This is a genomic window from Chengkuizengella axinellae (assembly GCF_030730905.1).
GTDB lineage: Bacteria > Bacillota > Bacilli > Paenibacillales > KCTC-33759 > Chengkuizengella > Chengkuizengella axinellae.
On record NZ_JAVAMP010000004.1, the window covers coordinates 199,956 to 225,242 of the forward strand.

The window sequence follows — 25,287 nt, forward strand, 5'->3', positions numbered from 1 at the left end:
GTCACCATACGATGGCTTAATAATTTACCCACTTCTTTTGACCTTGAAATTGTATATATGAGATTACGAGTATGACTAAGAATAAAATGAGTGCCATTGCTGAAGCATATCCATATTCATATCTTTCAAAAGCAGTATTGACAATAGAATACACTAATACATTGGTTGATCTGCCTGGACCACCTTCAGTTAAAACATATACAAAATCAAATACTTTAAAAGATTGAATCAATGCAATGATGCTAGTAAAAAAGATCACAGGGGATAACATAGGTATCGTTATTTTGAAAAATTTGACGATAGGTCCTGCACCATCTATATCTGCTGCCTCGTATAATGAATCTGGAACATTCTGTAACCCAGCTAAATATATAATCATGTAATAACCAATGTTGTGCCATATAAAAACAATAGAAACAGAAATCAATGACCAATCCGGTGAGGATAACCACCCAGGAGGATTATCTATTCCAACACTTGATAAGAAACCATTTATTGGACCCATCGAAGGATTAAATATTAATTGCCATACAACAGCTACAGCTACTGGTGCAGTTACATAAGGTAAAAATACAGCAGTTCTAAATATTTTAATAAATTTAACTCCCTTATTTAACAACACAGCAACCACAATAGCCAAAAATAACGTAATGGGTACTGAGATCAAGGTAAACAAAAGTGTATTTACAAATGAAATTCTGAAACCTTTATCTTGAGCTAAGTCAATAAAGTTCTCTAAACCTACAAATTCGATCTTTCCAAAACCATTCCAAGAAGTGAAGCTCATAAAAAACGAGGCAATGACTGGAAAGAAAATGAATACGAAAAAACCGAGCAAATTAGGAAGCAAAAAAGTGTACGCAATGATTCGATTTCTCTTTGTCAGTTTTGATGTTTTTTTCAATGTGTGATCCATGCTTTTCAATCCCTTCTATAGCAGCAGGAGGGCACCTAAGAAATTGGCGCCCGCTGCCATATAAACTGTCTAATTCCCTAATTTATATAGACCTTCAAACTCATCTGCCCATTCGTCTTGTACACGTTCTGTAATGATTTCTATCGTTTCATCAATCGTTTGTTGGCCAATAAGTGCTAGCTCACCTTCTGGAACAAAGATGGTTTTAATGATGACATTTCTTACACCTGGCAGCATCGGATACTCTGAATATTCTTTCGTTTCAAGGAAATATTGAATATTTTCAGGTTTTTGTGAACCGTCACCAATATAAGCTTCTTTTACTTTGTCACTCATATAACCTGTTAATATACCAGATGAAGCAAAATGCTCAGCTCCTTGCTCACCCGTCATAAATTGTACAAATTCAAATGCTGCTTGCTGTTGTTCTGTCTCTTTATTGATCATTAACGTTACAGGCAATGCTAAACTTGTATTCTTAGCTACATCTTCTGGATGTGGAATGGGTGCAACATCCCAATCAAATGAAAGCTTTCCTTCTTCCTCCGCTTTACGAAGTGAAGCTACTAACCAATCTCCATAAATATTCATTGCCAAAGTTCCCTTTTGGAAATAGGAACCGCCACTAGTCTTAGTAGACTTAGACTCTGTCCATGACATAATAGATCCATCACTTTCTAAATCCATACGATACTGAAGTGCATCTTTAAACGGTGTTAAATCTTTATCGATAATGGTTGCACCAGTTTGAACTGCAGGCAAATACCAGGCTTGTGCCCAATGTGGGAAATAGGCTCCATAAATTTTGTCAACACCTTCCCCACTGGTCATTTGTTTTGCTAACTCACGAAAATCATCCCAAGTCATATCATCACTAGGGTAATCTACACCCTTTGCATCAAATAAATCTTTATTGTAAAACATCATCCAATTGGATTTACGATATGGTAATCCAACTACATCACCGTTAACTCTCATAGAATCATACAATGTGCCGTATCCTGATACATCTGTATTGTTCTCGTTTATTAAATCGTCAAGAGGTAGAAGCATGTCGGAATCTACCATAGAATCAATTTGGCCTGCAAATACGTCATATCCAGACCCTCCACCTAATTCAAGTCTAAGTTTTTCATAGTACTTGTCTATTGGGAATGAATCGATCTCGACATTGATGTGTGGGTATTGTTTTTTAAAATCTTCATAAGCTATTTTAAAAGTTTCCTCATCTCCCGGGAAAACAGCAGCTCTAATTGTTACTTCCTCAGGCTTTTGTGATTCACTGTCACTAGTCGTTCCTTCTGATCCAGATTCACTACCTGTTGTAGTGTTATTTTCTGAAGCACCTCCACTCTCATTTTCAGCGCCACAGCCTGCAACAAGTCCCAACAATAAAATTATCGCTGACATCACAACTATTATTTTTTTCAAAATCATTACTCCCCTCTTCTTGTTCATTTTTTTGATATGTTTAGATTGTAAGGGGTTTCAAAGAGGATTTTAAGATGAAAGTTTTTTACCCCTTTTTTGTTATTATTCCAAATAAAAAGCAAGACATTGTTCAAATAAAACTAGATGATGATCCAAAATCTCTTCATGCGTGTATACATTGTCTGCAAAATTAACTCCCCTACTAACAAAAGTATGGTCTCCATAATTGATTCCTTGATTGGTTTCATATGTCATACTTATTCCCCCACAAAGATGGTGGATGGCTGAGGTTAAATTAAAAGAGCTAGGTGATCGTTCCGATTCATTATTGAATGCCTTCATTTTTTTAGATTTCAACTCTCTATTAGCGCAAGCCTCATTCCATTGCAAATCAAATTGCATCATTTGATCCATTGTTTTTTCAGGAAGATAAGGAATTGGCATAAATGTATTTGTACAATTACCGCCACCGTGGAGCTGTACAGCAAGATCAGGTGCTTCCTGATCTACTAGTGACATTAATATCTTCGTTTCTTTTGCCATAGGTAAGAAGAAATTGTCGTGCATCATGTTGATACCATCATCATTATAATAACCACCAAGGAAATCTACGTGTTCCTTAATTGGATGTACAGCTTTACATTGAGGCCATTCACATAAAGAACCATCTTTCCATGTTCCCTGTGAATAATATCTAAATGTTTCATATTCCATTCCTACTAAGCTATCTACAGGAACTCTCGCTCTTCCATCTGGATTCATGCATGGGATCAATAATAATCGGGCTTTCTTCCAATTTTCATAAATAAAGTCCCATTGCTTCCCTCGATAGTCTTTCCCTGTTTCAATCACATTCATTAAATTCATCAACCCTGCAATACCTTCAAACTCTGCTCCATGTATTCCTCCAATAAGAAGAATTACAGGTTTTTGACCTTTTGATTTATCTGCATAATGTTTTACATTTTGTGCACCACAAGCAGAGTTATAGTTCGCTTGGCGATAAAAATCTTCTTTTTCCCCATATTCTACAAGTTGAATGGATCTGTTTCCTGCTGAATAACCCAAAGTACTGATTGTACCTTGACTCACTTCATCTAAAGTTTGTTTAATGTCATCTAATGTTGTTCTCCAGTAATTCGGTTTTTGTTGCAATGCCCTTAGCCCCCTTTATAACTCTTCTAATTTACCTCTCATTGTAAAAGGTTACTGTTATCTATTTAAGTGGATAATTTTATACCCCCTAAGTTACCCACAAAAGTGAAGCATAATCATAGTAGCGTATATCGAGTACTTTTGCGGGGCCCAGAACAATACCCCAAAAAATCCAAAAGAAAAGACACCACATAAGCAGTGTCTTTGCCTTACAAATTTATTTAATACTTTTCATAATTAAGCTCCATGGTTGAAAATCCACAAAATGCTGGGAAGTTTTTCGCTATTTTCTCTCTTTCTTCTTTCGTTGCTGCAGCACCTAACTCTTCTAATCGTCTCATTTTCATTCTTTGCGCCATTTCTGCAGATTGAATAAGATCGTTGATTTGTTTGTATAACTCAGGACCCCATTTTTTACCGTAGTCGACGTGCATTCGTTCATCTGCCATATCAAACTCACAATGTATTGCGGAAAGATCATCCCCATACTCCCAAAACTTCTCTGCACTTTTACGTTTTTTAATAAAGGAACACGGTTCACCGATCATTGTTAATCTGCAATACATATCGGGAAACCACTCTTTGGCAAGCTTCTCAAGATCTTTACCCGGAGAACCACTTGGAAATTTAAATTGCTGTGTTGAATATCCCATTTGCTCTAAACGACGAAAGCCCATCTGACTATGTCTTACTTCATCCCATAAATGACGAGCCAAGTCATAATAAAACGCTAACGGCATTTTCCTAACTCCATAGTATAAATAACATAACATTTGTGCCGCTCCAATTTCTGTAGCATTGATATAGTGCATTTGTTTGATACTATCATGCAGTGGCGACATGTCTGGATCAGAGTAGTTTTTGACAGGGTGTTCAGGTGTGGTGTATATGGGTAATTCTTCAGCATTCCATGCCGATTCTGCAGGTGCAGGACCTACAGGTTGTTGAGTAGGATGCTCAGGCCAATTTATTTGAGTAGGTAATTTATCAGCATTTAACCCTTCCATAAACAATTGCCAAACCTCTTTTATATAAGTCAGCCACCTATCATTTTCTTCTAAAGTCACTGAATTCTCAATATGGGCAAATTGGATTTGCTGATGAAGCCACTCTTTTATTTCTTTTCGTTCCATAAATACAATATTAAGTTGGTCTATCGTGGGTGCATCTAAAATTGGGTCTAGTTTATCTCTTAGCTTTGCATATTGCATATCTAGATTTTTCAATATAAAGTCATAACTAATATAAAACGCAATATCTGAAGGTGCTAACGACAACCTTTCATACACATGTTCAATTAAAGGGGGTGTCCCTTGACTTTCTTTAAGATTACCAGGCAATTCTTTTACCCTTTCATATAAACATTTTGAATTTTTACTGTGTATATAACCATATCTACCTAAACGAGATTTATTATCATAATCAGGAACACCAAGCAGCCAGCCAAACCCCATTCTTGATAACTCAAATTCCTGCCACATAAAATTTTTCAAAAGGCTTGCCGTGTCAATAGGTCGTAAAAAACGACTCGTTAACTCTTGATCTGCATGTTTATTTAATACCGTCCTCCGGTCAATAATATTCTCCTCTACTGAATTCCCCATCATAACCCCTCCTAAATTTGCATGGTTAAATTGCCATCATTTTAGCTCTGTGTATTCTGCATGTTTCCATCGAGATTTATCAGATACTTTGAGCTGATCTCCTCTTGGTTGCAAACATGCCCATTTCACATTCCTTTGCAAAATATAATTCCATAATCTCTCTATATCTTGATAAGACAACATCTCTACTGAAGGAACAACTTTCATATTTTTCATATCCTGCACGATAAATAATAAAGAAGATACACAGGATTCTACAATTTGTTTCCCATATGCTGCTGAAGCCTCTAAAGCACTAGTATCCAATGCAAATCGCTTTCCGTTATCCTTATAAATTTCCTGTTTTATTGTAGATAGATCGACTAGTTCAGGTCGAATATACATCAACATTGAAATTTCATACTTTCCTGCATGGTCACCTGTCATTCCTTGTTCTTCAACAAGCTCAGCATCTGTTCCATACCAAATCGGTATGTCAAAATAGTCACTGAATAAACCAGATACTTTTTTTAAATCTTTTTTATGAGCTCCTGCATGACCTGATAAAATGACAATCTTCTTAAATCCTGCATTATAAAAAGCTCTCAATTGATATAGAAAAAAATAAAAAAATGCTGAAGGTGAAACAGAAGTCATATGTGGATTCATTTCCCCAATTTGCTCTTCCAACCATTTTGCAGAAGGGCCACTTTCATGAATGTGATATGACTGAGACGGAGCCAAAACTCCACCATTTTTTTCAGCTACTTGTTTACAAATTTCCTCCGCTTTAAACATATCCAGCCCAAATGCACTGATTTGACCATGCGGTTCACACAAACCTAGTGGAAAATAAACAACTGGATTTTCCTCTAATCGATTCTTAAACTCCAATGGAAACAGCTCTGACCAGAGTACTTTCAATGTCTCTCCTCCCTTCATTCTTCAATCCATATGCCTTCTCGCTTGAAGGAAGTTTCGAATCCAACGATGTTTAATGAACAAAGTTTCAAATATATCATCTGGCAATCTTTCTTTTTGTACCGCTTTGATATTATTCGCTGCAAATTGTTTCACTTGCATAGAAGTTATAGCTGTAGTTACACCAGGATGGTGAAGAACAAACTTTATGGCTAATTCAGCTAAGCTATCAGCATAGCTAGGAATAAACTGTTTTAAAGCTTCCACTTTTTCAATGTAAATGGATCGAGGTAACACATCGAAATATTTTCGTCGGAAGTCTCCCTCTCTAAACGTTGTATCTTCTTTTAAAAAACCTGTTAATCCACCTTCGTCTAGTATCATGCGTGCAATCACCGCCACTTGATTTTCCTCGCAAATGGGTACAAGACAGTCTAATGCAATTGGATCAAAAATGTTGATTACTGCTTGCACACAGTCTATTTTGCCTGACCGAACTAATGAGAGAATTAATTCAGGACGATGATCAGGGACAGAAACCCCGATATGTTTGATTTTCCCTTCCTCTTTCAATTGAATTAATTCTTCCATCCAATCCTCTTGTGTATCCCACATCGGCCAATAATTGTGTAACTGAATTAGATCAATGGACTCAATATCCAATTGCTTCAACGATGTTTCTACACTTTTTCGAATTGAACCTTGAGGATAAACAATTTTCACTGGTGCTGGATGATGCCAGCCTGACATCACTGGATAAGAAGATGGTGGACGAGTCGGACTTACCTTGCTAGCAATAAAAGGTCGTTCTCCTGTCCATTGTTTTAATGCTTTACCTATTAGTTCCTCAGACCTTCCATAACCTCTAGCAGTATCAATAAAGTTAATTCCTTGGTCTAAGCTAAATAAAACAGATTTTATCATTTGTTGATCATCAAGTTGATCAAACACGCCATTCAATCCCATGGCACCAAAGCCAAGTCTTGAAATTTTTCGATCTGTATGTGCAAACTTTGAATAATCCATGACTACTGTTCTCCCTCCAATCTTCAAGTGAATTCATTATAGTTGTGATGTTATTCATTGAGATATTGTTGTGTTAATATGGATTATAACAACATAATTAGCCTACAAGTATAGATTTAGTGCTATAAAATGTTGTTCTGTTGTGATGAATTCATAGAGGAGGGTACAGCATGAATCTTGTTGAAAATATTAATTTAAATCATAGACCCTTTTTATTTTGGCATCGAAATATAACAAGTGATAAACATCGTGATTTTTTCCATGCACATCAAGGGATGGAGTTTTTATGGATCGAACGTGGAGAGGGGCATGTTATTATTGATCAAAAGGTTTATGAAATAAAGCCTGATTCCCTTTTTTATTTCCAGCCTTTTCAGCTCCATCGAGTAAAGGTTGAAGTGAGCTTGGAAACACCTTATATACGCTCCCTCATCGTTGTGGAACCAAATGTTATGGAGCCTTTTTTAAAGCCATTTTCTAATCTTTTAGATTTTTTCCATCAACTTCGCAAAGAGAAACTACAAATACAGAACTTAGATGTTTCATCAGACCGAATATTTTTAAACTATTTATTTGAATCTTTACATTTAAAAAAAGACAGATTTAATTCAGACTCCTTTGTTGAAAATGATGCCGTGTTTATGCTTTCTTTTCTTCAGTATTTGCAAGGAAAATGGGATACACTAAAAAAAGAAAGCAACATATCAGAGGAAAGAACATCCCACCACACAGAAAATATAATGGAATGGTTAGAGCAGCATTATCACGAGCCCTTTCAATTAAATCAACTAGCTAACGATCTACACCTGTCACCATCACATATATCACACTTATTCAAACAAGCCACAGGTTCTACAATCTCTGACTATTTAAATGCTAGAAGAATACGTGAAGCTTGTCTTTTATTAAAAACAACCAATATGCCGGTAAAGGACATTGGACCAAGAGTAGGTCTACATAACGAATCTTACTTTGTCCATTGGTTTAAAAAGCACATCGGAGAAACACCATATCAGTATCGGAAACATTTAAAGAAGGTATTTGATTTAAATAAATAACAAAACTCACCAATTGGTGAGTTTTAGCTTTAAGTCAACAATCATCACAAAGTAGGAATACTGATTTGACATTTGTTTTTATCGATAACGTTGTTCATTACTTCTGCTTGAATATCAGTTGAGATTCATTACTTCAACTCGATCTTTATCAAGCTTTGAATACGAATAAATGAATAACTCCATACTGCTATCTTGATAATCAAAATACGTTTCTTTCACTGTATTGATCTGCTTGTTAAACAAGCCTATATCTTCTTTTCTTGCAAACTGTCGTTTATCTTTTTGATCTATATAATACGTCTGTAAGCCTTGATAGGTTAAATTTGAACTAGAGCTCTCTATTATCACATCTCCGTCTATCATATGATATGTAAATTCAACTGGATAATCAGCTACATTAGAAGTGACCGTTTGTTTTTCGTTGCTTATGTTTGTCAAAACTAGTGATGGAGAATCAGGATATAAAATAGTCTGTACACTTGCATCATTAAGCTTTAAAGATATATCTTCTATTATAGGTGGCAATGGCTGATCAATTCTAAATTGGAACTCGAACTTTGATTTATTGGATGGAAAGTAGCCTCCTTCATATGTTTGATCACCTATCCTCAAGCTAATTTCATCATAACCTACAATCTCGATCCCATTTTTTATTTGATTTTTCTTTCCTTTAATTGAGATTAATGTAGGTGTGATCGTTAATTGCTCAAGATGTAATTTATCTGTCCAATATATGATATTGTCGTCTAATTCTTTCACTATCGTCGCTTGATCTGCCTTCGTTTTATCTAAATCAAAGGAAACCTTCCAACTTCCATCAACTTTTGCAACTCTTTCAGAATAAGTGACAAATACGTCTAATTCTTGAACACTAACACCATTTAAGTTATACGTTAAAGTAATTGGCACACTTCCTTTCTCTAATTCTTTTCCAACCACAGACGTTCTTTTCAATAAAGTCCCTTCATGTATCATTTCCAACATAGGAGGCTCAAAAGTATTTTCTTCATCCAGATATTTTGTTTCGTATTGAATTAGAAGCTCTTCTCCTTCTATTCTTACAGATTGAATTTCCAGCTTTTCTACGCCTTCCAAAGACTCGCTCATATCTTTAAATTCTACTTCATCCCAATTCAATTCAAATGGATCTCGTTTATTTTGATATAAAAAAATATCTTCAACAGATATATCTACGTTTTGCAAAGATGACTTTATCCCCTCTTCAGATACATAACTACCTACAAGTTTCCTAGATTCATCATCATAATAAGCATACTCTCTTCCGTTCATGAGATTCACATTAAATTTTGAAAATAAAGCTTCATCATAATCTAAGCCCGAATTGATATCAAAACTAAAATTAATGACCGTTTGGTTGTCATCAACAAAAGCATTTAATACAGTAAAATTTGTACCATTATACTCGTCAGACTGTGCAATTTCTTGTCCTATTCCATCCTCAAATGCACGAATTACTGCGTTGGAATTAATATTTTTCATCCAATCTGTAATTGAAATCGCCATACTTGCAATTGTCGGACTAGCTGCTACGATTAACAAACAGATAGATGAAACTAGAATAATAGAAGATCTTTTCCTTTTTTTCAATTTAAAAATATGTACATTTTTCTTTTTATTATTGATTTGTAATTCAGCTTCAGCAATCCCATTTTGAATAGCTGAACGAACTTGTTCTTTAGGAAACTCATTTAACTGATTGTGTGATTTTTCCATATATTCCACTACTCCTCTCTATATCACTTTTCAATTTTTTCTTTGCTCTGCGCAGATAAGTTTTTATTGTCCCAACAGGCTTCTCCATGATTTCGGATATTTCCTGAATTGTAAGGTCATGATAGTAAAATAAAATGATAGAGGTTTGATAAGAAGAGTTAAGTTTAGAAAATGCTTCATTCAAATGAAAAGATTCTATTTCTTTGTCTTGTTGACGCTCTATTCTCTTTAGAAGTTCCTTTTCCTCGTAAGGAATAATTTGATCTCTCTTTTTTAATAACTTATAGCATTCCCGTATAAGAATTCTAAAAAGCCAAGTTGAAAAATACTCTGGATTTTGCAATTGACCTATTGAAAGAAACGCTTTGCATGACGCTTCTTGTATAGCATCCAATGCATCTTCTTTTTTACCAACATAAGAAAGAGCTTTGTAATATAACATTTTCTCTTCTAAGAACAACAATTCTTCAAATGCTTTAGCGTCTCCACTCATTGCTAGTTTTACTGTTTGTATATTATGTTTCACAGTGTAATTCCTCCTTTCATTAATTAGAGATATCCGACTATATAAAAAGTTTCAACTTCTACAATTTTTGTAAGGAGGTGATTTAGAAATGTTTGGAGAATGATCAAATAACATGATTTATCAATGATTGAAAGAGGGATGACTTTATGGATTTAACCGAGGCTTATTATAAATTATTTTTAGGTTTGTTTTTATCTTTTACTATATTAACTTTCGGAGTTTTAAAACATATCCTTTACAAATTTGAAAAGAAAGGTAGAAAAACAAAAAAGCATAAAATTATTTTTATATTTCCCTACTTGTTTTATTTATGTGTGATTGCAGTTTACTTATTTTTAGATCCAACTATAGCATACAAAGAGTTAATGTGGTTAAAAACTTCAGCAGTATTGATATTTGCTTTTATATCTATCTTTCAAATAGTTAGATTTTGGAGAAATTAGATAGGTTCGGACATTTAGAACATTTAAATTAAATTTAAAAGGCGCCTTCATAAAGAAGCACGCCAGTTTGTTGAGGGTTGTTCGATTCTCTTATAGTATTTCCATTTGATAAGAAACTTTAAAAGTTTTACCCGCTTCTAATCGTTGAATCCCTTTTTTTTCTTCAAGAACTTGATTAGCATCTTCCATGTCAGGAAGACCAACCCACGGTTCAATACACACAAATGGAGCTGGTTTTTTTGGTGTCCAAACACCTACATAAGGAAAGCCGTCCATTGTCATTTTTAAAATAGTGTTTGCTTTTCTATCCTTTAAAATTATTATATTGGATTTTAATTTTTCAAAAACAAGAGTTCCATATTCAGCAAACAAATCATTTGTTAATAAAAGCTGTTTTTGAATAAGAGGAATTGATTTCTTTTCATTTTTCATTAATCCAACTTGTTGATTAACGATACCAATTTCTACTCGTTCATCCTTTTCAAATTCCAAAACAGTATTTCCTTCATTTAAGTTGCAGTTGAAAGCTGGATGGCCTCCAATGGAAAAGAAAATTGGTTTGTTATCACTATTTATAACTTCATAATATATATCTACCCTGTTATCTTTTATTTCATAAATGATGAACAACTCAAATAGAAAGGGATAATGTTTTAGCGTCTGCTCATTACTTTGATATTTGTACACTAGTCTATTCTGTTTCTTTTCAATGCATTGAAATTCAGCATCTCTAGCAAAACCATGACCATTCATAGCATATGTTTTACCTTGATAGGTGTATTCATTTCCTTTTAATAACCCAATGATGGGAAATAGTATCGGTGAGCTTCTTCCCCAAAAATCAGGATCAGCTTGCCATACATATTCCTTTTCATCATTTTCAATGGTACACAGACTGCTAAGTTCAGCACCTTTTTCTTTCACAGATATACGCAAGAAAGAATTTTGAATGGTATTCAATACATTCATCTCCTCTGCTTATGAATTTACAGGTTCATAATGAATCAATTCATCTACTGAAATATAGCTTTTGCCTAGTGCATCCGCAACAGCTTTGTAGGTTAGATTCCCTTTATAGGTATTGACCCCTAATTTTAATGAAGGGTTTCCAACAATAACATGATCAAAACCTTGATTTACTAACTCCATTACATAGGGCATGGTCACATTTGTTAATGCTATGGTTGAAGTTCTTGGTACAGCACCTGGCATGTTTGCTACCGCGTAATGGACTACCCCATATTTTTCATAGGTTGGATGACTGTGTGTAGTTGAATGATCAATCGTTTCAATGGAACCCCCTTGATCCACAGCCACATCAACGATGACCGAACCTTTTTTCATTTCTTTCACCATATCCTCTGTTACTAATCTAGGTGCGCGTGCTCCTGGGACCAATACGGCTCCGATTAATAAGTCCGCTTTTTTTACAGCACTTAAAATATTATGTGAATTGGACATTATAGTCCGTAATCGCCCATTAAATAAATCATCTAATTCTCTCATTCGTTGTGCACTTTTTTCTACAATGACTACACTTGCTCCCATTCCTAAAGCGATCTTAGCTGCATTCGTGCCGACAACACCACCTCCAATAATACACACATCAGCTGGTGGTACACCTGGAACTCCACCTAATAGCACGCCTCTTCCACCATAATAGTTTTCTAAAAATTGTGCTCCGACTTGAACAGACATTCTTCCGGCCACTTCACTCATTGGTGTTAACAATGGTAATTCACCATTTGGCAGCTGAATCGTTTCGTAAGCGATAGAGGTTACGTTTTTTTGCAATAAATGATCTGTAAGATTTCCTGCTGCAGCTAAATGTAAATAAGTGAAAAGAAGTTGATTCTCTTGAATTAATTCATATTCTGAAGGGATAGGTTCCTTTACTTTCAGGATCATCTCTGCTTTTGACCAGACATCAGAGGCAGTTGTTAATATCTGAACACCTTCCTGAATATAATCTTCATCTAAAAATCCACTATTCTCCCCAGCACCTTCCTCCAATAAAACTTGATGACCTGCAGCTATTATCATGCCTGCTCCTGCTGGTGTTAAAGATACTCTATTTTCGTTTACCTTAACTTCTTTTGGTACGCCAATAATCACTACGATGCACTCCTCACATATACAATATATTTAATTTAGTATCTGATTCGAATCATAACCAAATTGTAGAATGAGTACATCATGAATATAAGATGAAAATTATATACCCCTTTTGTTTTAAATGAATACGAAAAAAAATACACAAGAAATTATGAAATCATTCCGAAGGCCTTCACACTATCCGTATAACTCCCAGTCTTTCATCATACGGATTAATGCTTCAAAATAATAATAGTCACCCCAGATACAACTTTCGTCTATACCACGACCCCCAGCTTTGAAATAAACAGCATGGCGCAATACACCTTCCTCTTCACTGGCAATCTCTGTCGTATAGTTTTCATATAGTGATTTTACTGTTAACAATACTGCATTCTCATAGTAGCGGCGATTTGGATCTGCAAGTGGTAAATATCGAACCATTTCTAACATTCCACAAATGGCGAGAGCTGCTGCTGAACTATCTCTTTCCTCATCGCCATCGGTAAAAATTAAATCCCAATAACTGATAAAATCTTCTGGGAGACGGTTCAAATAATAGTGGGTTACTTTCTTTGTTTGTTCGATTAAACTCCAGTCTTGTGTATAGCGATAACTTAGTGGAAAACCATACATTGCCCACGCTTGACCTCGAGCCCAGCAAGAATCATCAGCATAACCTTGAAAAGTTTTTCCTCTGATCGGTTTACCTGTATCAACATCCATATAAAAAGTATGGAAGGTGGAAGCATCCTCACGAACAATGTGTTTAGCTGCTTGTTGTACATGACTTTCCGCAATATCTCTATAAATCGATTTCCCAGTGACTTCAGAAGCCCAATACAATAAAGGAAGGTTTAATGTACCATCAATAATCATTCTCCCTCGTTGTTCTGGATCATCTAGTTCACCCCAAGCTTGAATGATGCCTGGCTTTTCATAAAATCTTGTAATTAATAAATCTGCTGCTTGTAATGCTGCATCCTTAGCAACTTCATTTCCTGTTAATTTATACGCACTGATACACGATAAACAGTATAAAATTCCTACGTCTTGGTGATTCACTTCAATCCGTTGCTCAATTCTTTCTTTAAAACTCAATACTTGTTTTTCTGCAACAGTGCGATATTTTTCATCACCAGTCCACTCATATGCAAGCCAAAGCATCCCTGTCCAGTAACTGTTTGTCCATTCAATATTCCCAATTGGATTATAAATACCATCTTCAGTATTGCTGTCAGGAAAGAGATCTGTGAATTTGTCCAAGCTTTGATCTATTTTTGCAATGATTTGCCCAATGGCCTTTTCGATAAAAGCGCGATCGACATCCGGTCTATTTTCAAAACGCTCTAATTGCTTAATTCCTTCATCATATACTTGTTCTACTTGTACTTTACCCATTGTTTACCTCTCCCAGTTATAAATAATTTTATTTTTGATTAGTTTGTAATCCATATTTGTTTCTTTTTTCAGAATGACTTTACAAAACCCCAAGCTCTTTATATACTTCTTCTGTTGTAACCCCTTCTAAAAGCTTTTCTCTAACTTTATCTTCTGCTTCTAATTTTTCCAAAGCCTTTTGAATCACTAACGATTCTACTTTTTGTGGAACAACTACGATTCCATCACGATCTCCAAACATTAAATCATCAGGTTGAATTTTGACACCCCCACACTCAATAGGTACGTTATAATCAATCACTTCATTTCTTCCCTTTGAATCAATAGGAATAAACCCCTTTGTAAAAACAGGGAACTTCATCTCTATGATTTTAGCTGTGTCTCTAGTTAACCCATCTACAATAGCTCCTCTAGCACCTCTTGCTCTTGCTGAAGTGGATAATAACTCGCCCCAAAAAGCAGATCTCGTTGAACCATTTGTTGTGACTACAAACAAATCCCCTTTTTTCAAGTGGTCTACCGCTTCCATTTGTTTTTGATATGGCGATTCAGGTTGTTGGTACACATCTACAGCTAATACAGTAAATGCTCTTCCCATCACAACAGAATTACTATCTAATCCTTTCAAACCTGAATGTACCACTTGATTCGTATATCCTAAATCGTCCAATACATCTGAAATGACAGCTGAATGGAGTATAATAGACAATTTATCAAATTTTGAAACTGTTATTCTTTCACTCACTATAAAACCCTCCTTATAAAATTTTATATATTAAATTATCGATAATATTATCGATAATTTAGTGCGCACTAAAACGCAATACATTTTTTATGAATGTGGAACAACTTTAAACTGACACCCCCTTCATCTTCCACCAAACAGCCTTCATATGTTTTAAGAATAATTCCTCTGCCTTTTGTCCATCCCCTGAAGCAACCACTTCAATTAAAGGAAGATGAGCATCCGCTACACGGTCTAAGCTAGGAAAGTAAACCTGATTTGTAGTATAAATAAACCGCATGATTTTCAGCTCAATTTCATTCCACGTTTTTAAAATCATTGGATTGCCACATTTTTGGTAAAAAAGACGGTGGAACTCCATATCTTTTTCATTTAACAATATTAAATCATTCTTTAGACTGGCACTTTTCATTTCCTCATAAATGATCTTTAATTCACCAATATCCTTTTTCGTAATTTCCTTCATTGTTGTTCTTACAGCATGACCTTCAATTAATGAACGAAGCTCATATATGGCTTCTACCTCTTCAATAGATACATCTGTGACAATAGCACTTTTATTAGGTCGTCTTTCGATCAACCCATCTTGATTTAATCTTTCCAATGCCTCTCTTACAGGGGCTTGACTAACATTTAACTTGTCGCAAATTTCCAATACTAGCAGAGGATTTCCTGGTTTAATCTCCCCAGTAATAATTGCATTTCTTAAATGTGTATACACACTTTTACTTAATGATACATTCCTTAACTTTTCCATTATGAATCCGCCTTTACATCAAACTTCTCAAATGCATGATGAGTAATCCACATCCATCCAAACGCCAACAAGCTCACATTTAATATTGGTAATAAACCGGGCATAAATCTGGTCCATAAAAATAAAACAATCACTAGTACAACTAATCCAATTGTATGAAATGGACGTATAACAGCGATCCAAAAAGCTTGCTTTAATACTTTGAAACCCTTTAATTCAAAATGAACTAATACAGGTATCCAGTAAGCAGTAATAACAACCATAAATAGTAAAAGTAAAAACGTAACATATATCAATATATTTGCCCAAACTCCTCCGATTTGCATAAACCAATACACATATAAAACAAGAGAGGTCGAAACAAAGCATATGATATATCCGATGATGTTAGCCTGAACAAAGTACGCTCGAAAATATTGACGATAGGTTGAAAAAAGAGGAAGATCTGTACGTCCTCTTATCCATTGACGAACAGTTGCCATTAAAGCAGCTGTGGCAGGAAAAAGTCCACCAAAAAATAGACCCAAAATAATAAATCCAGCATATAAAAGCTGTAGATAGGTTAGTTTTACAAACCAATCCAAACCTGTGTACAACTTCCCCATAAATGTTCCTTCCACCATTGTGCTCACCTCAATTTTCAATATCGTTTTTTATATTTAAATCATTATCTCAATTGATCCATTGGAACAAATTCCATGTCTGTAAATGTATAATTTTCCCCTGCCATTCCCCAAATAAAGGAATATCTTCCTGTGCCAATCCCAGAGTGAATAGACCAACTAGGTGAAATCACGGCTTGTTCATTTTTCACAACGAGATGACGAGTTTCATCTGGTTTACCCATGAAATGGAATGTACGAGTTTGCTCCTCCATATCAAAATAAAAATAAACTTCCATACGTCGGTCATGAATATGAGCTGGCATTGTATTCCATCTGCTGTTTCCTTCTAATAATGTCATACCCATCATCAATTGACAGCTCTGAACCCCGTCTGCATGAATATATTGATAAATCGTTCTCTTATTAGACTCTTCTTCAGAACCAAGTTGAACTGGTGTTGCATCTTCAATGCTCAGCTTTGTTGTTTCAAGCACTGCATGTGCAAGTGATGAAAGAAAATAGAATCTAGCCTGATTTCCACCTTCTCCATTTATGAACTGAACTTCCTTTGTCCCCTTTGCCACATACAAACAATCTTTTGTATCTAACTCAAACTCTTTACCATCTGCAATAACCGTTCCTCTGCCCCCAACATTAATGATGCCTAACTCACGACGTTCTAAGAAATATTCCGTTTTTAATGTATCGGCGTCCTCAAGCACTAGAGGGGAGTCTGTTGGGCATGCCCCACCTACAACCATACGATCTTCATGGGAATACAACATGTTTACCTTGCCATCTTCAAATAATGATTCTATTAAAAAGTTCTCTCGTAATTCTGTCGTATTAAACCTTTCTATTTCTTCATAATGTCTTGCGTGACGTATTTCCATTTCTTCTCCTCTTTCCCTTTACTTTTATTATCTAACCCTCAAATTACTATTTTCTAAAAATTCATCCATCCACCATCAACACATAAGATATGTCCATTGACATAATTGGAAGCATCTGAAGCTAAAAATACAGTGGGACCTGCTAAATCTTCTGGTGTACCCCAACGACCTGCTGGAATTCTAGATAAAATAAATTCATTGCGTTCAGCATCATTTCTTAATGCTTCTGTATTATCTGTTGCCATATATCCAGGAGCTATTGCATTAACGTTGATCCCTTTTGAAGCCCATTCATTTGCAAGTGATTTGGTTAACCCAGCTACACCATGTTTACTTGCAGTGTACGCAGGAACTCGAAGTCCACCTTGAAATGAAAGCATGGATGCAATATTTATAATTTTCCCTTGTCCACGCTTAAGCATATGTTTACCAACAATGGAACACATTAAAAATACAGCATCTAAATTAACGTCCATTACAGCTTTCCAATCTTCTTGTGTAAATTCAGCTGCTGGAGATCGACGAATAATTCCTGCATTATTAACAAGAATATCAATATGACCTGCTTGTTCAATCGCTTCCAAAGCAGCTTTTTCCACCTCAGCTGACTTAGAAAAATCAGCCTGAATACGATAAAACCTTCTATTTAGTGACTCTACTTCTGATTTTGTATTCTCCATACCGCTTACACCAATACCTACAATGTCTGCTCCTGCTTTAGCAAGTGCTAAAGCCATTGCTTTTCCTAAACCTCGACTAGCACCTGTGACAATAGCGACCTTTCCCTCTAGCTGTATAACTGACATACGTTTCCCTCCTTACACTTATGTTTATTGAAAAGACATCAAGCCTCTCTCCTTTAAACATGAATCATTTTGTATTTAAATTAATTTTAAACGCTTTCAAGAACGGATATAAGATGAAAGATTTATACCCCTACTTCACTTTAAAAATATAGAACTTCTAAAACAACAACAATACTTTAGGGAAAGCGCTTCCCCTTAATAGTATACATTATTCATTATGATATAACAAAAATTTATAGTAATATAGGAAACGTTTACATGTACTTGTGTTTTTTAAGATACCTACTCTTTAAACATGATTCGTTTTGTGTATAATTGATTTAAGCGTTTTCAATATAGAGATTAGACTATAAAACGGAGATGAAGAAACATGTTGTATATCGCTATTATTTTTCTATTTATTACTGCTCTTTTCACTTATAAAAATATGAAAAGTGATTCTATTCGTTTTTTGTACGGCATGATTATTGGGTGGGTTATTTCATATATTGCTTTGATATTGTATTTAAGCAAGTTTAACTATTACTACAATATTGTGAGTCAATTTTTCAACTTTAGTCCTGATACTTGGAATTACCTTGTCCTACAAAATTTTGATCCGATTGTGCTGCTTCGTTTCTTAAACCTTGGCATTGTACTCTTTTATTTTTCTTTTTTAGGATTTTCAATTTCTTTTATCAACAGTCGTGCCAAATCAAAACGAATATACCATTGGTATATATGGATGAGCATTATCGCTTTTACTCAAATTTTATTTTACGATCCTAAATTTAATGTTTTTCTACAGGATATATCTCTATACTGGGATAGATTATCTTTATATCACCTTTACTCAACAATAGGCGATTTTGTTTTCAAATCGATTAATTTATTATATTTAGCCATTGGTTTATCATTATTAGCTATATACTATTTTAAACACAGACGTATTCGATTTATACGAAATTATACTTTGTTTAACCTATTAAGCCTTTTACCTGTTACCTTCTTGTTTGTCGCTATGTTTTCATGGGCACCAGATATTCTAATTAAAACAACCTTTAGCCATATTTATTTAAACTACTTACAGCCACAAATCAATTTACAGCTGATTGAGCTGCGTTTATTTCCAATCATCGTCCTGATTACGCTTGGTTTTATGACTTTTAATGTGTATAAGTATAATTCTATTGAAACTTATTATCGCAATATGAATGTGTCCATCAATCGTAAAATTAAAACGGCTTCAACCGGAGTTCGAGCTTTTACTCACGCTATTAAAAACCATCTTCTGGCGATTCAATCGGAAACTGAATATTTGAAGGAATTACATGAAAAGGATAAAGAAACAAGTTATAGTTTAGATCTTATTCTGAAATCTACCGATCAGGCTTTTCACAGCATTGATGATGCAGCAAACAAACTAAAGCAAATCACATTAAATATGAAACCAATACGACTTCATGTTCCGATTCAAAGGGCATTAAATCGAATCAGTTTATCAACAACACACGTCAATATACAATATAAACAAGCCGAGCAACCTCTAATTGTTTATCAAGATGAGGAACACATGAATGAAGTAATATACAATATTGTAAAAAATGCAATAGAAGCCATTTCAGAAAAGAAAGGTTCTATTACAATCGAAGCAAAGGAAATCGATGAGTGGGCCGTCATTTCAATTAAAGATACTGGACCAGGGATTCCAAAAGAGAATTTGGAAGAAGTCTTTGCTCCTTTTTATTCAACAAAATCACCTGTGGCAAACTGGGGTGTAGGACTTTCTTATTGTCATCAAATTGTAACGGGACATGATGGAAAAATTGAGGTAGAGAGTGATCTAGGAAAAGGGACTCAATTCAATATTTATTTACCTTTGTTTAAAAAAGGGGAGATGAAAAGCTAGTATCACTTTATTGAGGGGCTTTAGTCTGAAGCAGTTTCAGTCCCATCCCTATAAAAACAATGACTGTGATTTTGTTTAATATATTGGCTAACCAAATGCGACTAACAAAGTGTGGATGATTGAACCCGTTATAATGCCAAGGACTGAATATATACCTGCATTTTTTCCTTGAGATACACTTCTTCCAATAATATACATCCTATCTGTACCAGGGATTAAATTTAATAAAATACCTGAAAGAATAAATACCTCGTAATTGATGATTCCAAACATTTTATCCCTCCCTCATAATCATGTTACTAAAATTTTATTTTATAAAGGAAAAAATTACAATAAAAATTGTTTCTAATCAATATTATAGTTTGTTTGTTAGGACCTTCCATCCAGATTTAACTAAACAAGATGGAATATTGAAGTGGCATTCTTGCAGGGGTTTCTTTATTATTTTCTTTCATTTTCTTCCCTCTTTGAGCAAATTTTCAATCTGTAAATTAATGCTTATTTTACTATTAAATTTATTTCTGAATAACCAAGATAGAAGTATCAATATTTTCCTGATTACAACCATTTAATAGGTAATGCTTGTAATGATTCATCTCTTCTGTTTCTTCTATTATGATTGTTTTACATATAAAAGTACTTACATGTCTTTTACCATAACGATCTCTTGTAGTATCAATTGTTGTAATAATATTTTCCCCATCATACTCAAGATCTCGTAGGATTGCATCTCCTTCTATAGTATATCTTACAATTTTGATTTCATCCTTAATTCCTTGGTTAATATTTTCAATAAATCGCATAAATATATCAATATTGGTTATTTCACCATGTATATCAACAATATCTTCATCTGATGGGTTGTATTCGCTAATATCAACATCTTCGCTAATATCATCATGTGATGGATTATATTCGCTACAACCAGATATTCCTATTATTATCAATATTGCTATAAGGAATTTTAACTCTTTCATTTATAATCCTCCTATAAAATTCCAATTTTATTAACCATTCATCTAAAAAAAATATTAATCATTTTTTGATTTTAATTCATCTTTAATTTCTTTTAGTATAGCGATCTTTTTATTATTTTGCTTTATAATTTGGTAAGAGTTCGACAACAGTAATAAACCACCAAACAATAAAATTACTACTAACATCAATAAAAATAAATCGAGCATAACAATCCACCTCTATCCTGTAAAATCCGAATTTTATTGATTACTTCTTCTATTTTAAATTTCACTTTATTTTATCTTTAACAATTATTAATATGTTCTTTAAAATATCCCAAATTAGAAAAAGCCCTAATGCAATACTGAAAAAACTTATAAGTAAATACGATGGGTGCGTTATTATTGAATCTGCTCCTGTTCTTACTGACAATCTGAATTCTCCTAAAAATATTGAAATAGTACCTTTATATATAAAATATAAAGCAATAGAAGCCTTGAATAAGTTCACTATAATTTTAGGTAATATGTCCACATTATCTTTCCTTTCAATAAAATTACCGTTTTACCCAGTCTGGAACTAAGTGTTCCTGTTCTTGTAACACAACTTTCTTTTGACATCATGATAGATTTTTAGTTTCTCCATAGTTAAAAAAACATCTTCCTCATTCTTATTATGTGCATGTGTATTCATAACAAGGCTTAAGCATTCACTTTCTCTCGAGGCAAGCCCAACTTCAGCATATCTCATTGCTGCTTCCAAATAACAATTTTTGCCTTCAGTTAAAATATAATAATCTCCTTTGAGTTTAAAATAAAGAGCCAGATTAGACATATCAAATGGTTTTTTGTATGTAATAGAAAATAATTTCTCTTCTTGTTGGATAAACTCCTGAATTCCTAAAACATTGTTCATTTTTAAGTATAACTTGATCAAAAGATTCATATCGTGTAATAAAGTATTGGATTGTTCGTTTGATCCATTCTTCATAAGGAATGTTCAGAGCAGTTACTATTTTCTTTATATTATCCAAAGATGGACGTTTAATTAGCCCTGATTCGATTCTAGAGATATTGGATTTGTCAACGCCTGTCAATTTCTCTAATTGTACGATGGTCTTCCCTTCTAAATGCCTGTGGTGTTTAATAAGTTCTCCTAATAACAAATTTTCCTTAATAGTAATCATTGAATTATTCTTCCTTTTTCATAAGATGTATTTACTTCAGTACAAGAATTACTACTCTACCTATTTGGATAAAATTCTTGTTTTATTTACACATTTCAAACATTTTTAATACTCCTTTTCCTAAATCTTCTTCGGTAGCATCGAGATTAAGGTTAAGTTCAGGGGTATCTTTATAAGTAGTATAACCTCTTTTTTCTCGAACCCATGGGTTAACTACATATCCTTCTGATGGAAATAATGCAACTGAAACATATTTATAAAGTTTAACAAATTTAGAGAAACTCTTTGTACCCGTGACCTTTTCATGTACAAGTCCGCCCTTCTCCTCGTCAGTGTACTCATTATTTATAAGAATATTTAAACACTCTTTGATCGTTATTCCTACATCTTTTGCAGTATATGGTACATCCATCAAATATGGCTTGTTTATTGGTACACCATATCCTACTTCATGTTTCCCTATAGGATACATAAGCATGCTGTCATCCTGTTCATTTTTATAAATAGACATACTATAATATTTTTTCAAAAATATCGCCTCACATACATTATAATTTCATTAAAATTAGAGTTTTATGGGAGGACAATTATTGAATTCTCGTCCAAGTATCAGCCATTTTATCTGCTTTCCATTCATTAAAATATTTTCCTACAACTTCTTCTTCCTCTTCTTCTGATAAGCCTTCCAACTCCTCATCAGGTATTTCGAAAACTTCTTCTACTGTTGAATTTACTGCATTTGTAGAAACATGAAAAATATATTTAGCCATTGAGTCATTCTCCTTTTCTTTGTTATTTAAATATCAAATAAAACAGGTATTTTATCATTTATTAATTATCAAACCAAAATACTATACGTATATCCTCAGGTCGAATTTCTTCTTGAGGACAATTATTTGAACTTTCTTTTAAATAGCTCTTCATTTTTTTAATAGTTCCATCATAAAACTCTGAACATAATTCTTTTAATGGCGCTATATAAAATAAATCATATCCTAATATATGTTTTTCTGATCGAATGAAATTGTCTAATACTCCATTATTTCTATAACATCTTCTTTATTTTTTACAATGTGGGATCCATTTAGAAGGGTATCCCAATGCTCATAATTGGTGATTTCATCAAGATTTAGATAGGTATGAGAATGCACTTCATCACCCCAAAAATCACTCTCATTCTTCACCATATCTGAAACATCTTCTGGAAGTCCTTTAGGTTCACTAATATAAGGCAAATTATTATTGTTTCTAACATTAGCTAATATAGAGAACAATTTATAATTTCTTCCGTCATAGATTCGATCTTTATCTTCAACTTCAAACCTCGTATCGTCATATCCAAAATTATATCTATCTTCAGTCCATTTATCCGCACTGACCCAAACTCCCTTTTCTCTTTCAACATCATCTTTGCTAAAATGTCTTACTTCTAGATACATATGTATGTCACAACCCATTTTCATTTCTCCTCTTAATAATCACTCATTGTTGTATTATTTATTCTGTCTAACACTCAATTACAGCAAACACAATTTGCAGTTTATTACACAACATTCATTTCGTTAAAATCACTCTTTTATCGTGTGTTTTAAAAACAATTCTAGTACTTTCTAAAATCAAAAATAATATCATCAAGTGGATTCCATCCGTCTTCTATCATTCGAACAACAATTTTTTCAATATTTTTAGTATCATCAAATGCACGATGATGAGTCCCTTCGATTTTCATGTTAAGTTGCTTTAAAGCACCGCCCATGCCAATCCCCTTATTAGGAAGGGTTTTAGTTTGTAGTTTCCCATTTTCGTTATAAAACCTTGCAAAAGCAGCTTTAATATTAATATGTTTCATACTAAAAGGATAAGAAAGATTAAACTTTTTAGCTTGCCTTAAAATTTGTCTTGCATCATATGCTCCCCATGAGGCTAATACAGTTGTTCCATCTTGATATATCCTTTTATATCCTTCAAAAGCTTCTCTAATAGTTATACCCTTCTTAACATCATCATTTGTTATACTGGTCAATTCAGTACAAAATGAACTTAAATTAGGAAATAAAACTGGCTTAACAAACGTTTGATATTCGTCCTCTCTTCTCATTTCCTTAAAATTATATAAAGTAGCACCAATCTCAATTATTTCAGAAAAAAAGTGAACTGGCTCCTTCCCTCTTTCAAAACAAGTACTTTCTAAGTCAGTTATAAGCATTCTTTCAATCATTTTTAATCCCCTTGATTTCTTTTATTTGAATATAATTATATCTAATCTATTAAATCTTTCCTTTTATCCATTATATGTAATGTATTTAAATTGAACAAGCTAACAATTTTACTATATTTTCTCATCCAATAAAATCGCACTTTTATCGAATTAAAAATAGCCGAGCTTACTGGCTTGGCTATTGATCATCACTATTATTAAGTTACTTTAACCAAAGATTTTTTTATCCACGTAAATCGAAAAAACATTCATTTAATATAATTTTGTCTAAAGTGAGTAATTTTTTTCTTTTCATTGGATGAAATTATTTACATGAGATGGAGTTGAAATTAACCAATAGATAGATTAAAAAACCTTTAGGAATTACCCTAAAGGGATAGAAATAAATAAGATTTTATAAAACAATATAATAAAGTAATATAATAGGTAAAGTAATTATAATAATTACTTTTGAACTTTAACTATAGACTAATTAAAATATAAAACCTCACTCATGTAAATAAATTCCACCATTTTCATTATGATATGCAAAATGATTAGAAGTTGACGAACTAGTAACAGAATAGCTTACTGTCCAAACTTCACCAATCTTTGCTGATGCTCCAGATGTATAAGAAATAGAGGTGCTTCCATTATCAAAAAAATCTCCATTAACTATCCAAAATATTTCATTTCCACTAAGTAGCTGTGCTTCAGCAACACCACTGAATTGTTTAGTAATTGAGCCGTCTTTACGATCTAAACTAACATGTCTAATTTCTTCCCACTCTACAAATGATCCATTACTATACGTCCAAACAAATACATCTAAAGTTGGTTCATATGAATCAAGAAATATGATCCCTACCTTAGGTTGTTTGATATTTATTTCATACAATTCATAGCTAGCAGCAACAGCAGTCTCTAGAGACTCTGTATTACTTTTAGTTTCTTTAGAGGGTCTT

Annotated in this window: 26 protein-coding genes and 1 pseudogene; 3 read left to right on the forward strand and 24 right to left on the reverse strand. The window is 33.7% G+C overall.

Annotated elements, in window-relative coordinates; translation table 11 throughout:
- Window positions 1–16 precede the first annotated feature (16 nt).
- The 6 genes from Q5Y73_RS11780 to Q5Y73_RS11805 form a co-directional block, all read right to left on the reverse strand.
- A complete protein-coding gene (locus tag Q5Y73_RS11780) occupies window positions 17–916 on the reverse strand; it encodes a carbohydrate ABC transporter permease (RefSeq protein WP_305992094.1) in 900 nt (299 codons plus the stop codon).
- 69 nt (window positions 917–985) lie between these two features.
- Window positions 986–2,353, reverse strand: coding sequence for an ABC transporter substrate-binding protein (locus Q5Y73_RS11785; protein ID WP_371320196.1), 1,368 nt, complete (start codon window positions 2,351–2,353; stop codon window positions 986–988).
- Between the two features lie 96 nt (window positions 2,354–2,449).
- Window positions 2,450–3,502 carry a M14 family zinc carboxypeptidase gene (locus Q5Y73_RS11790; protein ID WP_305992096.1) on the reverse strand — a complete coding sequence of 351 codons (1,053 nt, stop codon included), beginning with the start codon at window positions 3,500–3,502 and terminating at the stop codon, window positions 2,450–2,452.
- 221 nt (window positions 3,503–3,723) lie between these two features.
- Entirely contained in the window at window positions 3,724–5,106 is a 1,383-nt protein-coding gene (locus tag Q5Y73_RS11795) for a DUF455 family protein (RefSeq protein WP_305992097.1), read from the reverse strand.
- A gap of 36 nt (window positions 5,107–5,142) precedes the next feature.
- The gene (locus Q5Y73_RS11800) at window positions 5,143–6,009 is read right to left on the reverse strand and encodes a creatininase family protein (RefSeq protein ID WP_305992098.1); all 867 of its coding nucleotides are present in this window, start codon (window positions 6,007–6,009) and stop codon (window positions 5,143–5,145) included.
- Window positions 6,010–6,030: 21 nt separating this feature from the next.
- Window positions 6,031–7,032 carry an aldo/keto reductase gene (locus Q5Y73_RS11805; protein WP_305992099.1) on the reverse strand — a complete coding sequence of 334 codons (1,002 nt, stop codon included), beginning with the start codon at window positions 7,030–7,032 and terminating at the stop codon, window positions 6,031–6,033.
- Window positions 7,033–7,202: 170 nt separating this feature from the next.
- Between Q5Y73_RS11805 and Q5Y73_RS11810 the strand changes: the two genes are divergently transcribed.
- Window positions 7,203–8,090: an AraC family transcriptional regulator gene (locus Q5Y73_RS11810; RefSeq protein ID WP_305992100.1), complete on the forward strand. Its 888-nt coding sequence runs from the start codon at window positions 7,203–7,205 to the stop codon at window positions 8,088–8,090.
- Window positions 8,091–8,204: 114 nt separating this feature from the next.
- Here the strand turns inward: Q5Y73_RS11810 and Q5Y73_RS11815 are convergent, their stop codons facing one another.
- Window positions 8,205–9,824 (reverse strand): DUF4179 domain-containing protein, encoded by a 1,620-nt coding sequence (locus Q5Y73_RS11815; RefSeq protein ID WP_305992101.1) that lies wholly within the window; start codon window positions 9,822–9,824, stop codon window positions 8,205–8,207.
- The gene (locus Q5Y73_RS11820; RefSeq protein ID WP_305992102.1) at window positions 9,796–10,350 is read right to left on the reverse strand and encodes a sigma-70 family RNA polymerase sigma factor; all 555 of its coding nucleotides are present in this window, start codon (window positions 10,348–10,350) and stop codon (window positions 9,796–9,798) included. The genes Q5Y73_RS11815 and Q5Y73_RS11820 overlap by 29 nt, the downstream gene beginning before the upstream one ends.
- Window positions 10,351–10,496: 146 nt before the next feature.
- Between Q5Y73_RS11820 and Q5Y73_RS11825 the strand changes: the two genes are divergently transcribed.
- A complete protein-coding gene (locus Q5Y73_RS11825) occupies window positions 10,497–10,793 on the forward strand; it encodes a hypothetical protein (RefSeq protein WP_305992103.1) in 297 nt (98 codons plus the stop codon).
- A 90-nt stretch (window positions 10,794–10,883) separates the two neighbouring features.
- Here Q5Y73_RS11825 and Q5Y73_RS11830 read toward each other — a convergent pair whose 3' ends face one another.
- From Q5Y73_RS11830 to kduD, 8 genes are all read right to left on the reverse strand, one after another.
- Window positions 10,884–11,753 (reverse strand): aldose 1-epimerase family protein, encoded by an 870-nt coding sequence (locus Q5Y73_RS11830; RefSeq protein ID WP_305992104.1) that lies wholly within the window; start codon window positions 11,751–11,753, stop codon window positions 10,884–10,886.
- 18 nt (window positions 11,754–11,771) lie between these two features.
- Window positions 11,772–12,908, reverse strand: coding sequence for an alanine dehydrogenase (gene ald / locus Q5Y73_RS11835; RefSeq protein WP_305992105.1), 1,137 nt, complete (start codon window positions 12,906–12,908; stop codon window positions 11,772–11,774).
- A gap of 177 nt (window positions 12,909–13,085) precedes the next feature.
- Window positions 13,086–14,288 (reverse strand): glycoside hydrolase family 88 protein, encoded by a 1,203-nt coding sequence (locus Q5Y73_RS11840; RefSeq protein WP_305992106.1) that lies wholly within the window; start codon window positions 14,286–14,288, stop codon window positions 13,086–13,088.
- A gap of 79 nt (window positions 14,289–14,367) precedes the next feature.
- Window positions 14,368–15,033 carry an RraA family protein gene (locus tag Q5Y73_RS11845; RefSeq protein WP_305992107.1) on the reverse strand — a complete coding sequence of 222 codons (666 nt, stop codon included), beginning with the start codon at window positions 15,031–15,033 and terminating at the stop codon, window positions 14,368–14,370.
- 106 nt (window positions 15,034–15,139) lie between these two features.
- Window positions 15,140–15,790 carry a GntR family transcriptional regulator gene (locus tag Q5Y73_RS11850; protein WP_305992108.1) on the reverse strand — a complete coding sequence of 217 codons (651 nt, stop codon included), beginning with the start codon at window positions 15,788–15,790 and terminating at the stop codon, window positions 15,140–15,142.
- Window positions 15,790–16,410 (reverse strand): YesL family protein, encoded by a 621-nt coding sequence (locus Q5Y73_RS11855; RefSeq protein WP_305992109.1) that lies wholly within the window; start codon window positions 16,408–16,410, stop codon window positions 15,790–15,792. Before Q5Y73_RS11855 ends, Q5Y73_RS11850 begins: the two co-directional genes overlap by 1 nt.
- 47 nt (window positions 16,411–16,457) lie before the next feature.
- Complete coding sequence (gene kduI / locus Q5Y73_RS11860) at window positions 16,458–17,288, reverse strand: 5-dehydro-4-deoxy-D-glucuronate isomerase (RefSeq protein ID WP_305992110.1); 831 nt, start codon at window positions 17,286–17,288, stop codon at window positions 16,458–16,460.
- A 53-nt stretch (window positions 17,289–17,341) separates the two neighbouring features.
- Window positions 17,342–18,094: a 2-dehydro-3-deoxy-D-gluconate 5-dehydrogenase KduD gene (gene kduD / locus Q5Y73_RS11865; RefSeq protein WP_305992111.1), complete on the reverse strand. Its 753-nt coding sequence runs from the start codon at window positions 18,092–18,094 to the stop codon at window positions 17,342–17,344.
- A 370-nt stretch (window positions 18,095–18,464) separates the two neighbouring features.
- Between kduD and Q5Y73_RS11870 the strand changes: the two genes are divergently transcribed.
- Complete coding sequence (locus Q5Y73_RS11870) at window positions 18,465–19,982, forward strand: sensor histidine kinase (RefSeq protein WP_305992112.1); 1,518 nt, start codon at window positions 18,465–18,467, stop codon at window positions 19,980–19,982.
- A gap of 90 nt (window positions 19,983–20,072) precedes the next feature.
- On the opposite strand, the pseudogene Q5Y73_RS11875 reads toward Q5Y73_RS11870, so the two are convergent.
- The 8 genes and pseudogenes from Q5Y73_RS11875 to Q5Y73_RS11910 form a co-directional block, all read right to left on the reverse strand.
- Window positions 20,073–20,255 (reverse strand): annotated as a pseudogene (locus tag Q5Y73_RS11875) (LysE family translocator); the annotation flags it as partial.
- 242 nt (window positions 20,256–20,497) lie between these two features.
- Window positions 20,498–20,959, reverse strand: coding sequence for a DUF4362 domain-containing protein (locus tag Q5Y73_RS11880; protein WP_305992113.1), 462 nt, complete (start codon window positions 20,957–20,959; stop codon window positions 20,498–20,500).
- An 815-nt stretch (window positions 20,960–21,774) separates the two neighbouring features.
- Window positions 21,775–22,125, reverse strand: a complete 351-nt coding sequence (locus Q5Y73_RS11885; protein ID WP_305992114.1) for a helix-turn-helix domain-containing protein — start codon at window positions 22,123–22,125, stop codon at window positions 21,775–21,777.
- Between the two features lie 82 nt (window positions 22,126–22,207).
- Window positions 22,208–22,654: a hypothetical protein gene (locus Q5Y73_RS11890; protein WP_305992115.1), complete on the reverse strand. Its 447-nt coding sequence runs from the start codon at window positions 22,652–22,654 to the stop codon at window positions 22,208–22,210.
- 58 nt (window positions 22,655–22,712) lie between these two features.
- Window positions 22,713–22,895, reverse strand: coding sequence for a DUF7167 family protein (locus Q5Y73_RS11895; protein ID WP_305992116.1), 183 nt, complete (start codon window positions 22,893–22,895; stop codon window positions 22,713–22,715).
- Between the two features lie 258 nt (window positions 22,896–23,153).
- Entirely contained in the window at window positions 23,154–23,582 is a 429-nt protein-coding gene (locus Q5Y73_RS11900) for a hypothetical protein (RefSeq protein ID WP_305992117.1), read from the reverse strand.
- Between the two features lie 143 nt (window positions 23,583–23,725).
- Window positions 23,726–24,343, reverse strand: coding sequence for a 3'-5' exonuclease (locus tag Q5Y73_RS11905; RefSeq protein ID WP_305992118.1), 618 nt, complete (start codon window positions 24,341–24,343; stop codon window positions 23,726–23,728).
- Between the two features lie 487 nt (window positions 24,344–24,830).
- Window positions 24,831–25,220 carry a hypothetical protein gene (locus Q5Y73_RS11910; RefSeq protein WP_305992119.1) on the reverse strand — a complete coding sequence of 130 codons (390 nt, stop codon included), beginning with the start codon at window positions 25,218–25,220 and terminating at the stop codon, window positions 24,831–24,833.
- Between the last annotated feature and the right edge of the window lie 67 nt (window positions 25,221–25,287).

What these genes read in the sequence shown, in the direction of transcription:
- Q5Y73_RS11850 (WP_305992108.1), bottom strand. Translation starts at nt 15,790, where the DNA reads ATGGAAAAGTTAAGGAATGTATCATTAAGTAAAAGTGTGTATACACAT.
- Q5Y73_RS11785 (WP_371320196.1), bottom strand. Translation starts at nt 2,353, where the DNA reads ATGATTTTGAAAAAAATAATAGTTGTGATGTCAGCGATAATTTTATTG.
- Q5Y73_RS11825 (WP_305992103.1), top strand. Translation starts at nt 10,497, where the DNA reads ATGGATTTAACCGAGGCTTATTATAAATTATTTTTAGGTTTGTTTTTA.
- Q5Y73_RS11780 (WP_305992094.1), bottom strand. Translation starts at nt 916, where the DNA reads ATGGATCACACATTGAAAAAAACATCAAAACTGACAAAGAGAAATCGA.
- Q5Y73_RS11795 (WP_305992097.1), bottom strand. Translation starts at nt 5,106, where the DNA reads ATGGGGAATTCAGTAGAGGAGAATATTATTGACCGGAGGACGGTATTA.
- Q5Y73_RS11895 (WP_305992116.1), bottom strand. Translation starts at nt 22,895, where the DNA reads ATGGCTAAATATATTTTTCATGTTTCTACAAATGCAGTAAATTCAACA.
- Q5Y73_RS11815 (WP_305992101.1), bottom strand. Translation starts at nt 9,824, where the DNA reads ATGGAAAAATCACACAATCAGTTAAATGAGTTTCCTAAAGAACAAGTT.
- Q5Y73_RS11810 (WP_305992100.1), top strand. Translation starts at nt 7,203, where the DNA reads ATGAATCTTGTTGAAAATATTAATTTAAATCATAGACCCTTTTTATTT.
- Q5Y73_RS11900 (WP_305992117.1), bottom strand. Translation starts at nt 23,582, where the DNA reads ATGGGTTGTGACATACATATGTATCTAGAAGTAAGACATTTTAGCAAA.
- Q5Y73_RS11840 (WP_305992106.1), bottom strand. Translation starts at nt 14,288, where the DNA reads ATGGGTAAAGTACAAGTAGAACAAGTATATGATGAAGGAATTAAGCAA.
- Q5Y73_RS11885 (WP_305992114.1), bottom strand. Translation starts at nt 22,125, where the DNA reads ATGATTACTATTAAGGAAAATTTGTTATTAGGAGAACTTATTAAACAC.
- Q5Y73_RS11905 (WP_305992118.1), bottom strand. Translation starts at nt 24,343, where the DNA reads ATGATTGAAAGAATGCTTATAACTGACTTAGAAAGTACTTGTTTTGAA.
- kduI (WP_305992110.1), bottom strand. Translation starts at nt 17,288, where the DNA reads ATGGAAATACGTCACGCAAGACATTATGAAGAAATAGAAAGGTTTAAT.
- kduD (WP_305992111.1), bottom strand. Translation starts at nt 18,094, where the DNA reads ATGTCAGTTATACAGCTAGAGGGAAAGGTCGCTATTGTCACAGGTGCT.
- Q5Y73_RS11880 (WP_305992113.1), bottom strand. Translation starts at nt 20,959, where the DNA reads ATGAAAGAGTTAAAATTCCTTATAGCAATATTGATAATAATAGGAATA.
- Q5Y73_RS11870 (WP_305992112.1), top strand. Translation starts at nt 18,465, where the DNA reads ATGTTGTATATCGCTATTATTTTTCTATTTATTACTGCTCTTTTCACT.
- Q5Y73_RS11805 (WP_305992099.1), bottom strand. Translation starts at nt 7,032, where the DNA reads ATGGATTATTCAAAGTTTGCACATACAGATCGAAAAATTTCAAGACTT.